At 65.1% G+C, this 15,183-nt stretch carries 13 protein-coding genes; 2 read left to right on the top strand and 11 right to left on the bottom strand.

The genetic code is table 11. The features are described 5' to 3' along the window. Nucleotides 1–7: 7 nt before the first annotated feature. The 6 genes from K3F49_RS16690 to K3F49_RS16665 all read right to left on the bottom strand — a co-directional run bounded on the left by K3F49_RS16690 (nt 8) and on the right by K3F49_RS16665 (nt 10,133). Nucleotides 8–3,514, bottom strand: coding sequence for a PAS domain-containing hybrid sensor histidine kinase/response regulator (locus tag K3F49_RS16690; protein ID WP_234682049.1), 3,507 nt, complete (start codon nt 3,512–3,514; stop codon nt 8–10). A gap of 390 nt (nt 3,515–3,904) precedes the next feature. Next, nucleotides 3,905–5,134: a 5-aminolevulinate synthase gene (gene hemA / locus K3F49_RS16685; RefSeq protein WP_234682048.1), complete on the bottom strand. Its 1,230-nt coding sequence runs from the start codon at nt 5,132–5,134 to the stop codon at nt 3,905–3,907. Nucleotides 5,135–5,350: 216 nt separating this feature from the next. Beyond that, entirely contained in the window at nt 5,351–6,412 is a 1,062-nt protein-coding gene (locus K3F49_RS16680; protein ID WP_234682047.1) for an MBL fold metallo-hydrolase, read from the bottom strand. A gap of 137 nt (nt 6,413–6,549) precedes the next feature. Beyond that, nucleotides 6,550–8,691, bottom strand: coding sequence for a methyl-accepting chemotaxis protein (locus K3F49_RS16675; RefSeq protein ID WP_234682046.1), 2,142 nt, complete (start codon nt 8,689–8,691; stop codon nt 6,550–6,552). Nucleotides 8,692–8,868: 177 nt separating this feature from the next. Further along, the gene (locus K3F49_RS16670) at nt 8,869–9,591 is read right to left on the bottom strand and encodes an outer membrane protein (RefSeq protein WP_234682045.1); all 723 of its coding nucleotides are present in this window, start codon (nt 9,589–9,591) and stop codon (nt 8,869–8,871) included. 221 nt (nt 9,592–9,812) lie between these two features. Further along, complete coding sequence (locus tag K3F49_RS16665; protein WP_234682044.1) at nt 9,813–10,133, bottom strand: hypothetical protein; 321 nt, start codon at nt 10,131–10,133, stop codon at nt 9,813–9,815. A 196-nt stretch (nt 10,134–10,329) separates the two neighbouring features. Between K3F49_RS16665 and K3F49_RS16660 the strand changes: the two genes are divergently transcribed. After that, the gene (locus K3F49_RS16660) at nt 10,330–10,617 is read left to right on the top strand and encodes a hypothetical protein (RefSeq protein ID WP_234682512.1); all 288 of its coding nucleotides are present in this window, start codon (nt 10,330–10,332) and stop codon (nt 10,615–10,617) included. Nucleotides 10,618–10,702: 85 nt separating this feature from the next. Here the strand turns inward: K3F49_RS16660 and K3F49_RS16655 are convergent, their stop codons facing one another. After that, a complete protein-coding gene (locus K3F49_RS16655) occupies nt 10,703–10,912 on the bottom strand; it encodes a hypothetical protein (RefSeq protein WP_234682043.1) in 210 nt (69 codons plus the stop codon). Further along, the gene (locus tag K3F49_RS16650) at nt 10,909–11,082 is read right to left on the bottom strand and encodes a hypothetical protein (protein WP_234682042.1); all 174 of its coding nucleotides are present in this window, start codon (nt 11,080–11,082) and stop codon (nt 10,909–10,911) included. Before K3F49_RS16650 ends, K3F49_RS16655 begins: the two co-directional genes overlap by 4 nt. A 326-nt stretch (nt 11,083–11,408) precedes the next feature. On the opposite strand from K3F49_RS16650, the gene K3F49_RS39645 reads away from it, so the two are divergent. Beyond that, a complete protein-coding gene (locus K3F49_RS39645) occupies nt 11,409–11,681 on the top strand; it encodes a hypothetical protein (protein WP_234682041.1) in 273 nt (90 codons plus the stop codon). An 18-nt stretch (nt 11,682–11,699) separates the two neighbouring features. On the opposite strand, the gene K3F49_RS16640 is transcribed toward K3F49_RS39645, so the two are convergent. Genes K3F49_RS16640 through K3F49_RS16630 form a run of 3 tightly spaced genes read right to left on the bottom strand, consistent with a single transcriptional unit; the run spans nt 11,700 to nt 15,129 of the window. Further along, nucleotides 11,700–13,319: an ABC transporter ATP-binding protein gene (locus tag K3F49_RS16640; RefSeq protein WP_234682511.1), complete on the bottom strand. Its 1,620-nt coding sequence runs from the start codon at nt 13,317–13,319 to the stop codon at nt 11,700–11,702. Between the two features lie 2 nt (nt 13,320–13,321). Next, nucleotides 13,322–14,161, bottom strand: coding sequence for an ABC transporter permease (locus K3F49_RS16635; RefSeq protein WP_234682040.1), 840 nt, complete (start codon nt 14,159–14,161; stop codon nt 13,322–13,324). Further along, the gene (locus K3F49_RS16630; protein WP_234682039.1) at nt 14,158–15,129 is read right to left on the bottom strand and encodes an ABC transporter permease; all 972 of its coding nucleotides are present in this window, start codon (nt 15,127–15,129) and stop codon (nt 14,158–14,160) included. Before K3F49_RS16630 ends, K3F49_RS16635 begins: the two co-directional genes overlap by 4 nt. Nucleotides 15,130–15,183: the final 54 nt, after the last annotated feature.

Genomic DNA, 15,183 nt, shown 5'->3' with positions numbered 1-15,183 from the left:
CGCCGCTTCACTCCGCCGCGACCATCTGCTGCGTCCGCCATTGCCCGAGCAAGGCGCGCAGCGACGCCGGCTTCACCGGCTTGTTCAGCACCGCGATCTTCTCGTCGCGCGCAGCACTCTGCACGGCAGGGCTGCGGTCGGCGGTGATCAGGATCGCGGGGATGTCGCCGAAGCGGCGGCGGATGTCGCGGATGGCGGCGATGCCGTTGCCGCGGTCGAGGTGATAGTCGACGAGCAAGCCGGTCACGCGTTTGCCGACGGCCTCGATTGCGGCGATGGCGCCTTCGGGATCGGCGACCGCGATCACCTCGGCGTCCCAGGCCTTCAACAGCGTCCGCATGCCGTCGAGGATCGCGGCGTCGTTCTCGATGCAGACGATCAGCGCGCCGGAGATCGGCGTACGCGCCAGCGGCGTTGCGCTGGTCACCGCCGCCGTGAGCGTCACGGCTTTCGCCGTCGGGACCGTGACGGAGAACAGCGAGCCGCCGCTGGCATTGGCGTCGATGGCGATGTCATGCTTGAGCACGCGCGCCAGCCGCTCGACGATCGAGAGACCCAGCCCCAGCCCGCGCGCGATCCGCGCGCCCTGCTCGAGGCGGTGGAATTCCTTGAAGATCTCGGCGCGCTTGACCGTGGGGATGCCGACGCCGGTGTCGTAGACGCAGATCCTGAGCGAGGGGTCTTGGCGGCGGCAGCCGACCAGCACGCGCCCGCGCGGCGTATATTTGATCGCGTTCGAGATCAGGTTCTGCAGCAGACGCCGCAGCAGCAGCCGGTCGGACTCGACCGGCAGCGAGCAGGGCACGAAGGTGAGGTCGAGGCCCTTGGCGCGCGCGATCGGCGCGAACTCGATCTCCAGCGAGCGCATCAGATCGGCCATCTTGAAGCTCGAGATCGAGGTCGTCATCGCGCCAGCATCGAGCCTGGAGATGTCGAGCAGCGCGCCGAGGATTTCCTCGATGGCTTGCAGCGATTCGTCGATATTCTCGACCAGCCGTGTCTCCTCGCCGCTGTGCTGGCGCTCGACCAGGCTCGTGACATAGAGCCGGGCCGCGTTCAGCGGCTGGAGAATGTCGTGGCTGGCGGCCGCGAGGAAGCGCGTCTTGGAGATGCTGGCGTCCTCCGCGCTGCTCTTGGCCAGCGCCAGCTCGGAGTTCAGCCGGGTCAGCTCCTCGGTGCGGTCGCGCACCCGCTTCTCCAGCGTCGCATTGGCGCGCTCCAGCGCTTCCGCAGCCTCGAAGGTCGGCGTGACATCGGTGAAGGTGATGACGAAGCCGCCGCCGGGCATGCGGTTGGTGAGCACCTCGATCACCATGTGGCGTTCCGGCAGGCGTTCGAGATAGGGCTCGCTGTCGGTGGTGTAGGCCACGAGCCGCTGCTCGATCATCGCCTCGCGGTCAGCCTGATCCGCGGGATCGCTGACGCCCATGAACTCCAGGATCTCGCGGAGCGGGGTGCCGAACTGGATGAAATGCGGGGGCACGTTGAGGAGATCGCCGAACTGCCGGTTGGAGCAGATCAGCTGCAGATCGACGTCGAACACCGCGATGCCCTGGCGCACATGGTTGAGCGCGGTCTGGAGGATCTCGCGGTTGAAATGCAGTGCTGCGTGGGAATCGTCGAGCAGTTTCAGCGCGGCCCTCGCAGACACGGTTCGCTTGCGCAGCAGCAGCGACATCACGAGGCGCGAGGACGCAGCCCCGATCGACGAGGCGATCAGGTGCTCGGCGTGCTGCAGCAGCTCGAAATCGGCGGGGGCTCCCGACTCCAGCCGCATGTTGCGCCGTGCCGAGAACGCCTCGAACGAATGCCGGGCACGATCGGGCCCGAGATATTGCGCGACTGTGGTCTGGATGTCCTGCACCGTGATGGTGGTGCGCCAGCGCCGGAAATTCGGAGCGATGGGCGCGAGCGTGTTCGGTACGAACAGATCGGCCTGCACCAGCTCGATGGACGAGGGCCGCCGCGCCAGCGACAGCAGCACGTAAGTGAGGATGTTGAGCGAGAGCGACCAGACCACGCCATGCATCAGCGGCGGCAGGTCGGCGCCGAACAGCGCCTGCGGCCGCAGCGCCTCGATGCCGAACGGGCCGTGCTGGAGCAACATTATCCCTGCGGTCGAGGAATCCATGAAGCTCGGGACGAACAACGTGTAGAGCCATACGGCGAAACCGACCATCATGCCGCCGATGGCGCCGCGCGCGGTGGCGCGCCGCCACAACAGGCCACCGAAGAAGGCGGGCGCGAGCTGCGCGATGGCGGCAAAGGACAACAGCCCGATCGCTGCGAGCTGGGTGTTGCCGAGCGCGCGATAGTAGAAATAGGCCATCACCATGATGGCGAAGATCGCAAGCCGCCGCGAGCGCAGCAGGAAGTCGCCGAAATCGGTGGCCCCCGTGCGGCCCTCGGGCCGTCGTTGCAGCACCAGCGGCACCACGAGGTCGTTGGACACCATGATGGAGAGCGCGACGCATTCGACGATCACCATCGCGGTCGCGGCCGACAGGCCGCCGACGAACACGGCGACGCTGAGCAGTCCCGCGCCGCCCTCCATCGGCAGGGCCAGCACGTACATGTCGGGGTCGACCGCGCCGAACGGGAAGCTGACGAGGCCGGCGAGCGCGATCGGGATCACGAACACGTTGATGGCGACGAGATAGAGCGGGAACAGCCAGCGCGCGCGGCTGACCTCGGCGTCCGAGGAATTCTCGACCACGCTGACATGAAACTGGCGCGGCAGCAGCATGATCGCGCACAGCGACAGCAGCGTCATGGTGAGAAAATTGCCGATCGACGGCGAATAGTCGATGGCGCGCACCGCTTCCGGCGTCTTCATCGCGCGCTCGATCAATTCGTGCGGCGAGAACATCCAGAAGGTGACGAAGATGCCGGCGGTGAGGAAGGCGACCAGCTTGATAATGGATTCGGTCGCGACCGCCAGCATCAGGCCGTGCTGATGCTCGGTGGCGTCGGTCTGCCGGGTGCCGAACAGCACGGCGAAGGCGGCCATCGCCAGCGTCACCATCAGCGCCATGTCGCCGAGGATCGGGATGTGGGAGAACGCCTGGTCCTCGCTCAGGATGACTTCGAGCGAGGAGGCGACCGCCTTGAGCTGGAGGGCGATGTAGGGCACCGAGCCGATGATCGCGATCAGCGCCACGGTTGCCGCCACCGCCTGGCTCTTGCCGTAGCGTGCGCCGATGAAGTCGGCGATCGAGGTGATGTTGTGGGCTTTCGCAAGCTGGATCACGCGGCGGAGCACGCCGGCGCCAAGGCCGATCATCAGGATCGGGCCGACATAGATCGCGAGGAAGTCGGTCGAGGTGCGGGTGGCGAAGCCGACCGAGCCGAAGAAGGTCCAGGAGGTGCAGTAGATCGCCAGCGACAGCGGATAGATCAGCCCGGACGCGCGGCCGCGTCCGGCCGGCGAGCGGCGATCGCCGTGGCTCGCCACCAGGAACAGGAAGCCGATATAGCCGAAGGCGGCAGCGATCACGCCCCAATCGTGCAACATGGCGAGCGTGCTTCTCCCATGGCGCGGCAGCGCCCGATCTTCCTAAGCGCGAGGATCGCGCCCGCTCTCATTTTCCCTGCAAATCTAGCGCGTTGGCCGGGGCGAGGCGACAGCGAAATGCCGGATGCGGGCGGGAACTGGGGTTGTCGTTAAGGTGCGTTGCTCCCCGAGGAGTCCCCGTGTGGCACCCCCCTCCCTGACCCTCCCCCACAAGGGGGGAGGGAACGGAGAGAGTGTCGATTGTTGCGGCGGAGACAAGACAGAGTTGGGAGGCAGGTCAACGTGAGACGGGCACACCTGTCTCGCTCCCTCCCCCCTTGCGGGGGAGAGTTGGGGAGGGGGGTAGCTCCGGGCTCGATAGAAAGTTGGTTCGAAGAAGAGGCGAACAGCCTACTCCGCCGCCAGCGACTTCTCGCTGAGCGGCAGGCCGAGGCGGTCCCACACCTGCAACAGCGCTTCGGCGAGCTGATCGATCAGGCCGTCGTCGTGATAGGGCGAAGGCGTGATGCGCAGGCGCTCGGTGCCCTTGGCGACGGTCGGATAGTTGATCGGCTGGATGTAGATGCCGTGATCCTCGAGCAGCATATCCGAGGCCTGCTTGCACTTCTCGGGATTGCCGACGAACAGCGGCACGATGTGGGTGTCGTTCGACATCACGGGCAGGCCGGCGGCGTTGAGGATTGCCTTGACGCGGGCGGCGCGGTCCTGGTGGCGCTCGCGCTCCCAGCTCGAGCTCTTAAGGTGCTTGATCGCGGCGGTCGCGGCCGAGCAGATCGCCGGCGGCAGCGCAGTGGTGAAGATGAAGCCCGGCGCGTAGGAACGCACGGCGTCGATGATCTGGCCGTTGGCGGCGATGTAGCCGCCGAGGCAGCCGAACGCCTTGGCCAGCGTGCCCTCGAGAATGTCGATGCGATGCATGACGCCGTCACGCTCGGCGATACCGCCGCCGCGCGGGCCGTACATGCCGACGGCATGAACCTCGTCGACATAGGTCATCGCGTTATATTTTTCGGCGAGATCGCAGATTTTGGCGAGCGGGGCGACGTCGCCGTCCATGGAATAAAGGCTCTCGCAGGCGATCAGCTTGGGCCGGTTCGCACCCGCCTCCTTCAACAGCGCTTCGAGATCGGCGAGATCGTTGTGGCGGAACACTTGCCGTTCGCAGCCGGACTGGCGGATGCCCTCGATCATCGAATTGTGGTTGAGCTCGTCCGACAGGATCAGGCAGTTCGGAATGAGCTTTGCGATGGTGGCGATGCCGGTCTGGTTCGAGACATAGCCCGAGGTGAACAGCAGCGCCGCTTCCTTGCCGTGGAGGTCGGCGAGCTCGGCCTCGAGCTGCACCAGCGGATGATGCGTGCCGGCGATGTTGCGGGTGCCGCCTGCGCCGGTGCCGACGCGGGTTGCGGTCTCGACCATGGCGCCGACCACCTTCGGGTGCTGGCCCATGCCGAGGTAATCGTTGGAGCACCAGATCACGACGTCGCGTTTGCCCTTCGGTGAATGCCAGACCGCATGCGGGAACCGGCCGGCCGTGCGCTCCAGATCGGCGAACACGCGATAGCGGCGCTCGGTGTGGAGGCGATCGAGGGCGGAATTGAAAAACTGGGCGTAATCCATCGGTGCAACCTGAGACGGAACTGACCAAAAAGAGCGCATATCCTTAGAGCTTTTCCAGCTCCAATGTCTATGCGCTATCCCACATTTGGGCGTGAGGGGCATTTGGGCAAAATGCCCTACCGTGCGATTTGACACTTGATCCCGATCAAGTCCGCGCGACCTCTGATGCTGCCCTGCAGCATCCGCCGAAATGCCGATGTTAGCCGGTACTTGCCCTCAGGTCGTCCTGAACTGGAGCACGCCGTCCTTGGTGTCGGCGGTCAGCCTGCCCTCGACGATCATGTAGTTGACGTGGGCAACGAGCTCGCCGGCGGCAAAGCCCATCTGGTGCTCGTCGAGCACGTGCTTGTTGAACACGACTGGCACCAGCGCGCGCGAGGTCTGCGGCACCTCGCGGCAGGCTTCCGCGATCAGGCGGCAACGCTCCTCATGGTGGTCGGCGAGCTGCTTGATACGCGTCTTCAGTCCGTAGAACGGCACGCCGTGACCGGGCAGCACCAGCAAGTCATAGGGCAGGGTGGTGGTGAGGCTCGCGAGCGAGGCGAGATATTCGCCGAGCGAGTTCTGGTCGGGCTCGACTGCCCACACGCTGACGTTCGGCGAGATCTTGCTCAGCACCTGGTCGGCGGAGAGGAACAGCTTGTCGTCGGCGCAATACAGCATCACCTGGTCGAGCGCATGCCCGCCGCCTGTGATCACCTTGAAGCGGCGCGTGCCGATCACGACCTCGTCGCCATGCGAGATGCGGCGGTAGGACGGCGGCAGTACCGAGACCCGCTTGAGATAATCCTGGCCGCGGCCGAGCAGCTTTTCGGTGAGCGACTCGTCCATGCCGTGGCGGCGGAAGAACAGCCGCTGCGCTTCGCGCCGCTCTTCGGTGCCGCGATTCTGGTGATAGACCGATTGCAGATATTCCACCTGCGACATCACCAGCGGACAGTTGAACCGCTCGACGATCCACCCGGCAAGGCCGACATGATCGGGGTGCGAGTGGGTGACGATGAGGCGCGTGATGTTGACGCCCTTCAGCGGGCCCTCGAACAGTTTTGTCCAGGCCTCGATCGTCTCCTCGTTGCCGAAGCCGGCATCGACCATCGCATAGCCGTCGCCGTCGGCGAGCAGATATATGTTCACATGGTTGAGGCGGAACGGCAGCTTCAGCCGCGCCCACAACACGCCGGGCCTGACCTCGACCACCTCTTCGGGGCCGGGATGCTGTTCCCAAGGATAGCGGAGCGCCTCCGCGGAGGACTGCACGGTGTCGATTTTTGCGTTCATGCTACCGGCTTAAACCCAGCGCGGGCGGGGCGCCAGCCGAAAAAGAACACGCGGCGCGCCTGCATGGCGGTCATTCCGCGTAGTTTTTCCGTAGCCCGGATTACGCTTCGCTCGATCCGGGCTACGGGACGGCGTCCTTATGCCGCCCGCATGTTGTTGAGGAACGCGTCGATCTCTCCGCGCAGCATGTCGGCCTCGCGACGGAGGGCATCCGATGCACTCAGCACTTCGGTCGCTGCCGCACCGGCCTCGGCCGACGCGGTGGAGACGCCGACGATGTTGCTGGAGACCTCGCTGGTGCCGCCGGCCGCATGCTGGATGTTGCGGGCGATCTCGCGAGTCGCCGCGCCCTGCTCCTCGACCGCAGCTGCGATCGTGGTGGTGACGTTGTCGATCTCGCCGATGATCCGGCCGATGCCCTGGATGGCGCCGACGGCCGAGGTCGTGACCTGCTGCATGCTGGCGATCTGGGTGCGGATCTCTTCCGTCGCCTTCGCGGTCTGGCTGGCGAGGCTCTTCACCTCGGAGGCAACCACCGCAAAGCCGCGGCCGGCTTCGCCCGCGCGCGCGGCCTCGATGGTGGCGTTGAGCGCGAGCAGATTGGTCTGCGACGCGATGGTCTGGATCAGGTCGACCACGACGCTGATGCGGCTTGCGCTGTCGGCAAGGCTCTGCACCGTGGCGTCGGTGGCACCTGCCTCTTCGACCGCCTTCTTGGCGATCGCCGCCGAGGTAACGACCTGCTTGCTGATCTCCTCGATCGAGGACGAGAGCTGCTCGGTGCCCGACGACACGGTCTGCACGTTCACCGAGGTCTCTTCGGCGGCCGAGGCGACCGCGTTGACCAGCGCGTTGGACTGATCGGCTGTCGTCGACATGCTCTGCGCGGTCGACTGCATCGAATTGGCCGATTGCGCGAGATTGTCGAGCGCGGAACGCACCGTGCCCTCGAACTCGGCGATCTTCGCCTCCATCTGCGCGGCACGTTCGGCCTTGACGACACGATCCTTGTCCTGCTCGCCCGCAAGCGCCCGGGCTTCGATCATGCTGTCGCGGAACACCGTGAGCGTTTCCTTCATCGCGCCGATCTCGTCGTTCTGACGGGAGCGGACGATCTCGGTGTCGAGGTCTCCGGCCGAGAGCAGCTGCATGGCGCGCTGAAGCTCACGGATGCGGCGCAGGATGTTGCGGCCGACATAGAGCCAGACGAACAGCGCCGAGCCGATCAAGGTAAGCCCGCCCAGAGCCAGCATTGCGGTGGTGGCAAGCGAGATCTCCTGGCGCGCCTGGAAGGTCGACGCGTTAGTCTCTTTCTGCACGCCGTCGACGAGCTGCTGCACGCTGATGCCGAGTCCGACATTGAGCTTGCGGGTCTCGTCCAGGATGGTCTGGCCGTAGTCGATGGAATCGAGCTCCTTCTGGCGGATCTTGAACACGCCGGTCTTGCCCTCGCCGAAGGCGAACAGCTTCTGCACGGCGTCGCGCACGGCCTGCGTCGAGGGAATGTTCGGGAGGTCCTCGAGGTTCGACTTGACGCGGTCGCGGGTCGTCTTGAATTCCTTCTCGATCGCCTCGAGCGTATCGCTGCTGTTGGCGGAGAGCGCAGCCATCATGTCGGCGGCCATCAGATTGCCATTGGCGGAGACGGTTGAGACCTGGGAGACGGTGCGGGCAGCTTCGGTCGCATCATCGGCCGACACTTCCGCGGCACCAAGGATGGCGTTGAGGCGGGTTTGCGCATCCAGCATTGCCGGGCCGGCAGCGCCGACGAAAGCGAGCTGGGCCTTGCGCAGCGCTTCATACTGCTTGTCGTGCAGCGCGCCGGTATCGAGCCGTTCGCGGGCCGCCGAGACCAGGCTCTGCGTGGCTTCGTCGATGCTCTTGGCGGTGTCGCGGAGCGCGTTCGCAGTCTGTTGGTCGGCACCGAGCTCGATGATCTCGCCGAGCTTGGCCATGGCGAGCTGCTGGATGTCCTTCACGCTCTTGGTGCGCTCCTTCAGCGCATCATCACTGGGTGAAGCGAGCAAACCCGGGCCCTGTGCTGCGAGCGTCGCACTCTGCGAGGCAAGCTGAAGGCTGGCGGAGAGGCGCGGGATGTCGCGGCCGCTCAAATCCATCATGGTCGAGCCCAGATGGTTGAACACGAAGCCGGCGCCGGCTGCGATCAGGAGGCCCATGCCCGCGATCACGGCGAATGCCGCCAACAGGCTGCCGCGCAGGCCCCATTTCGGCATTTTGAAACGAGGTTTGAAACGGCCAACGCTGAGACGGATCGCCATCGAAATTCCCCCACACCCGTAATCTTATATTTTCGCAGCCGAGTATCCTTGGCGCGGGTTAAAAAATCGCAAGTTGCACAATTGCTTGGCAAGTTCCGCAGAGCGAAAAAGGAAAGGGCCGGCAGTGCTGCCGGCCCATGATAGCGAAACGGATTTCGAAGGGATTGTCGGGCGCGATCAGTAGCGCGCGACCATCGGGCTCGCCCAGTTGAAGCGATAGTTGACGCCCGCCTTGAAGGTGTGGTCGTCGGTGGTGAAGTTGCCGGTGCCGACCAGCGGACCCGCGGTGAAGTGCGCGTCGCCGAAATTGTAGTACTGGTACTCGGCCTTGGCCGACCAGTTCGGCGCGAACATGTATTCGAGGCCGGCGCCGACGGTGTAGCCGTTGCGGTGATCGCCGGCGATGATGAAGCCGGTCGGAACGCCGCCCACCGTCACCTTCTCGTTGTTGTCGGAATAAGCGTAGCCGCCCTTCACGTAGAGCAGGCCCGGGCCCCAGGTGTAGCCGACGCGACCGGTGATCGAGCCGAGGCCGCGCTGGTCGTTGGTGTAGGCCACGCCGCCCGGAAACACCGCGCCGACGCTGCCGGAGAGCCAGGAATACTGAGCTTCGGCACCGACCACGAAGTTCGGGTTGAACTGCCAGTCCGCACCAGCCTGCAGACCGCCGAGGAAACGGCCGTTGCCGTTGTTGCCGGTGGAGAGGCCGTTGAAATTGTTGTCGCTCGAGAACGCGCCGCCGAGATGCGCGCCGATGTAGAAGCCGGTCCAGTTGTAGATCGGCGCGGCGTAGGCCGGTGCCTTGTTGTAATAGGGGCGGGCGCCGAGATCGGCACCAAGGGCCGGGGCAGCCGCGCTCACCGCGAGCAGCGCAACGGTCGCAAACAGAATCTTCTTCATAGTCTCGAACTCCAACACTAAGGTCCCCGGCAGGCGCGCTGTCCGCGCCGCGTTGGTTTTGCAGATAGCTCGCTTTTGACGAAAATGCTGTCACATCCGTGGCACAGCGGCGCCCAACCTAACTTATTGGGCGCCAAATGATTTTCGTGCTTAATGTCGGCTTAAGAAGTGCTGAAGGAAGGCTTAACTCGCGCGTTGCGGTAACCTGCGCGCGCCTCTCGTTAACCAAGACGCCGCAACACCTCGTTGCGCATCTGCGCACGGAAGGCCGTGCGCTTCGCTGGCCGGTCCTCCACGCGCACGTCGTGGCGATCGAAGACGTCGAACTTTTCCAGGATCGGGTAGCGCTCGCTCGCCATCGCGAGCACGCGCAGCACCTTGGTCGCGGCCAGCGTCGGCCCGCTCACCTCCCAGCGCCGGATCGTGTCGGCACCGCCCTTCTCCGGCAGGGCACAGAGTTTCGCCATGTCGGCCGCGGTGAGCTTGCGCGCGATGGCGTCGGAGAGGTCGGCGCGGAGTTGCTTCAGTTCGGGGCCGGTCATGCTGTCTGCGTCCACGGAAGGCAGTGAAAGCAATGCAGTAGCGCTGATTCGGGTCCATCCGAAGGCGGAGATCGCGCTCGCGAGGACGTGTCGCCGGGGCACCTTCGCGCGCAACCTGTTATGGCCGGGAGCCTATGGACATTTTTCGATGAATGAACAGATGCACTGTGGGACCGCAGCGACGAAGGGACCTGCCATGACAAGCATCAAACCTGCCATTGCCGCACTCATCACGATTGCCCTGCTTTCCGCTCCTTTTGCAGCTGAAGCGAAGAAGCACAGATCCGGCCGGCATTACACGACCGACGTGATGGCTCCAGCCTATGGAAGCTCCGGCGTGACCGCGACCTCGCCGAGGCCGACTTACGGGTCATCAGGACAGACGGTCGGCACGGTCACGGCGCCGTCGATCGGAACATATAATTGGCCGTCGGTCGGCGTGACCAATTCGGTTCCGACTTGGAGCAATACCAATCCCAAGTGAGATCAAGCGCCGCTGCGCTGCGCGTCAGGCTTCCGCGCCGCCGATCGGAAACACGAGGCAGGTCGTCGTTGTGTCGCTGGTGGCCTCACGCGCCCCGGCGGCCCTGCTGGCCGATCACGCAGCGCCATGCCGCCAGCCGCTCGGCCGGATGCTGGTTCATCCATTCGGCAAGCTGCGGCGCGCCCATCATGCAGGACTGCATCGAGACCTCGGCGAAGTCCGACGTCGTGACGATCTGCTCGTGGCAATTTCCGGGAGTCGAGAGACTGCAGAGCACTGCGATGATCTTGATCACGCCAGATTCCCCACATCGCTGCCAGCCGCACGGCTGATCGTCGCCGTGTCCTGCTGCTCGCTGGCCGGATCGGCCGGCGGGAAAATGCTGTCGTAGATCGCGCGGGCCTCCTGAATCAGGCGAATGCGCTCGCGCTCGGATTTCGAAACAAACTGAATAATCTGGCCCATGTCGGCCTCCAAAGATCGGCAAATCCACCATCAGATGATGGCAATCATTCAATCCGGATATGGTGTGCCGGCTTCAGCTTTGCAGCTGTGCGGGCGGTCACGAGGGATAAAAAGCCCGTGACTGGCCTGTTCCCCGGGGCGGATCGGCATACCGAAGCGATGGGCCGACCTTTGCAACCTCGCTTCGCGAAGTGTTGAGCGCCGCAATGGGATGGTGTTGCGGCACATTTTGGCGCGCGTGGCGTTTTTAAGGTTGCTCAGTGCACGAGCGGTTCGAGGAGTGAACGGCCGAGGCGGCTGAGGGACCGACCCAGGAAGGATCAGCCATGAAAAGAATAAGAACCTGCATTGCCGCCGTCATTGCACTCGGATTGGTGGCAGCGCCATTCGCTGCAAGCGCGCAGACGTCCGCGGCGGGCACACCGAACACGAGCGGACGTTCCGGGGCGCCAGCAACGCAAGGCAGCACGACTTATGGAAGTTCGGGACAGACCGTCGGGACCGTTACGGCTCCATCGATCGGATCCTACAACCGGCCATCGGTCGGTGTGACAAACTCGGTCCCGACCTGGAACAACACCAACCCGCCGGCCAAGTAGCAACCGCGATCGGTCGCCTCACGCCGCCGGCGCACGTTCCTTCTGTCCCGGCACGGCCGCGAGCAACTCGCGCGTATAGGGATGTTCCGGTGCGGCGAAGAGCTGCGCGGTCGACTTCAGCTCGACGATGGCGCCACGCTGCATCACCGCGATGCGGTCGCAGATCTGGGCGGCCACGCGCAGATCGTGGGTGATGAACAGCATCGAGAGGCCGAGGCGCGCCTTGAGGTCTTCGAGCAGCCGCAGCACCTGCGCCTGCACGGAGACGTCGAGCGCGGAGACGGCTTCATCGGCGACGATGATTTCGGGCTCGAGCGCGAGCGCGCGCGCAATGCCGATGCGCTGGCGTTGGCCGCCGGAGAATTCATGCGGATAGCGCTCGAGTGCGCCGGCGTCCAAGCCGACCATCTTGAGGAGATCGCGGGCGCGGGCGAATGCGACCTTCGGATCAGTGCCGGCCGCGATCGGGCCGTCGGCAATGATGTGGCCGATCTTGCGGCGCGGATTGAGCGAGGCGAACGGATCCTGAAAAATCATCTGGATGCGATGGCGTTCGGCGCGCAGCGCCTTGCCGGAAAGCTGCGTGAGATCGGTGTCGCCGATCCGCACCGTACCGCGATCGGCCTCGATCAGCCGCATGACGAGTCGCGCCACCGACGATTTGCCGGAGCCGGACTCGCCGACGAGGCCGAGCGTCTCTCCTTTGAGGATATTGAAGTTCACCGCGCGCGCGGCCTCGACGCGACGGTCCTCGCGAAACCAGCCGCCCGATGTGACGTAGGTCTTGTCCAGCCCGATCACCTCGACGGCTCTGGCCTGATCGTCGAGGGCGGCGCGGGCGGGCGGGTGCATCGACGGCACGGCCGCAAGCAGCGCCTTGGTGTAATCGTGCTGTGGTTCGTTGAAGACGGTCGCGGCAGGGCCTTCCTCGACGACTTTGCCGTGCCGGAGCACCACGACCTGGTCGGCGATGTCGGCGACGACGCCAAAATCATGGGTGATGAACATCACCGCCATGTTGCGATTGCGCTGGAGGTTGCGGATCAATTTCAGGATCTGCGCCTGCGTGGTGACGTCGAGCGCGGTGGTCGGTTCGTCCGCGACCAGCACGCCGGGCTCGAGCGCGAGCGCCATCGCGATCATGGCGCGCTGGCGCTGACCGCCCGAAAGCTGGTGCGGATAGGCGCGCACGATGCGCTCGGGGTCGGGCAGGCCGACTTCGCGCGCCAGCGACAAGGCCTTTGCACGTCGCTCTCTTGGCGAGAGCAGGCCGTGGGCCTCGAACATCTCCGCCATCTGGTCGCCGATCCGCATCAACGGATTGAGCGCGGTCATCGGCTCCTGGAAGATCATCGCGAAGCGGCGGCCGCGCAAATCGCGCCAGCCGTCATCATCGAGCTTGAGCAGGTCGCGGCCCTCGAAGTGGATCTCGCCCGAGGTGACGCTCACCGTATCCGGCAGGAGACCCATCAGCGCATGGGCGCACATCGACTTGCCGGAGCCGGATTCGCCGACGACGCAGACGATCTTGCCGGGCCGCAAATCGAGCGACACGCCGTCGACGGCGAACGGACGCTCGGCTCCCTTGGGCAGCGCGATCCGCAAGTTCCTGATGGAGACGGCGGGCGGGGCGGTCATCATCAGCGTCCTTCCCGCGACAGGCGCGGATTGAGCGCGTCGTTGAGGCCTTCGCCGATCAGGTTGAGCCCGAGCACCGAGATCAGGATCGCGACGCCGGGAAACACCGTGATCCACCAGGCCTGCCGGATCACGGTGCGCCCGGCGCCGACCATGTAGCCCCAGGAGATCAGGTTGGGATCGCCCAGCCCAAGGAAGGACAGCGAGGATTCCAGGAGGATTGCGGTCGCCACCATCAGCGAGGCCAGCACGATCACCGGCGACAGCGCGTTGGGCAGGATCTCGCGCAGGATGATCCAGGTGTTGCTCTGTCCGGTGACGACGGCGGCCTGGACATATTCGCGCGTGCGCAGCGACAGCACCTCGCCGCGGACGAGGCGCGCGACCGGCGGCCAGCTCACCACGGCGATCGAGGCCACGATCGAGTAGATCGACGGCTGCAGGATCGCGACCAGCACGATCGCGAGCGCGAAGCTTGGAATGGTCTGGAAGAATTCGGTGAAGCGCATCAGCGCGTCGTCGACCTTGCCGCCGAAATAGCCGGCCATGGCGCCGATGGGAACGCCGACGACCAGCGCGACCAGCGTCGAGACGAGACCGACCAGCAGGGACACGCGTGCGCCAAAGATCATGCCGGCGAACACGTCGCGGCCGAGCGCGTCGGTGCCGAGCGGCACGGTCGAGAGCGTGAAGGGCGGCAGGAACGGCCGCTGCACCATGCGCCAGGGCGAGTTCGGGAACAGCAACGGCCCGAACACCGCAACCGAGACGGCAAGCAGAAGGATGACGAGCCCGGCGACGCCGCTCGGGCTCTTCAGCATCGATGTCCAGAACTGTTTCATGCGGCGAATTCGATGCGTGGGTCGACCAGGCGATAGACGAGGTCTGTAATGAGGTTGAAGATCAGCACCATGACCGAGCAGGTCACGAAGACGCCGAGCAGCAGGTTGTAGTCGCGCTGCAGCAGCGCGTCGTACATCAGCCGCCCGATGCCGGGCCAGGCGAACACGGTCTCGGTGATGACGGCGCCGCCGATCAGCGTGCCCGCATGCACGCCGGCGAGCGTCACGACGGGCAACAGCGCGTTGCGCAGCACATGGCGGCGCTGGATCACCGCGTCGGACAGGCCCTTGGCGCGCGCGGTCTTGACGAAGTCGAGCCGCTTCACCTCCAGCATCGAGGCACGCGTCATGCGGGTGTAGGTCGCCATGAAGAACAGGCCGAGCGTCATCGCCGGCATGATCAGGTGCCTTGCGACGTCGACCACATGGGCAAGGCCGGTGAGGTTGGCGCCGACCGTCTCGTAACCGAAGCTCGGCAGCCAGTCGACCGTGACCGAGAACAGCAGGATTCCCATCAGCGCCACCCAGAAGATCGGCATGGCGTAGAAGATCAACGCGAAGATGGTGATGGCGGTGTCGAGGAAGGTTCCGGCGAAGCGGGCGGCGAAGGTGCCGAACAGAACCCCGAGTGCGAGCGAGATCGCGAAGGCGGTCAGTGTCAACAACAGCGTTGCCGGCAGCCGTTCGAGGATCAATTTCGACACCGGCGCCTGCTGGCGGAAGGAGAAGCCGAGGTCGAGCGTCGCGATGCCCTTGACATAGATGAAGAGCTGTTCGGGCAGCGGCTTGTCGAGCCCGAATTTCTCCCGGAGCTGCTTAACGAAGACCTGGTCGCTCGCTCCGGCCTCGCCCGCCATCACGACAGCGGGGTCGCCGGGCGCAAGCCGGATCAGGAAGAAATTGAGAACGATGATCGCAAGCAGGACGATCACGCCCTTCACGACACGCTGAGCGACGAAGGAGAGCATCTTAGGAGGCGATCAGATCAGGTTGAACGCAGCGACAATCACGATGCGCTCCCT

The organism is Bradyrhizobium monzae, from assembly GCF_021458635.1.
Classification (GTDB): domain Bacteria; phylum Pseudomonadota; class Alphaproteobacteria; order Rhizobiales; family Xanthobacteraceae; genus Bradyrhizobium.
This window is presented reverse-complemented; position numbering and strand designations above follow the sequence as displayed.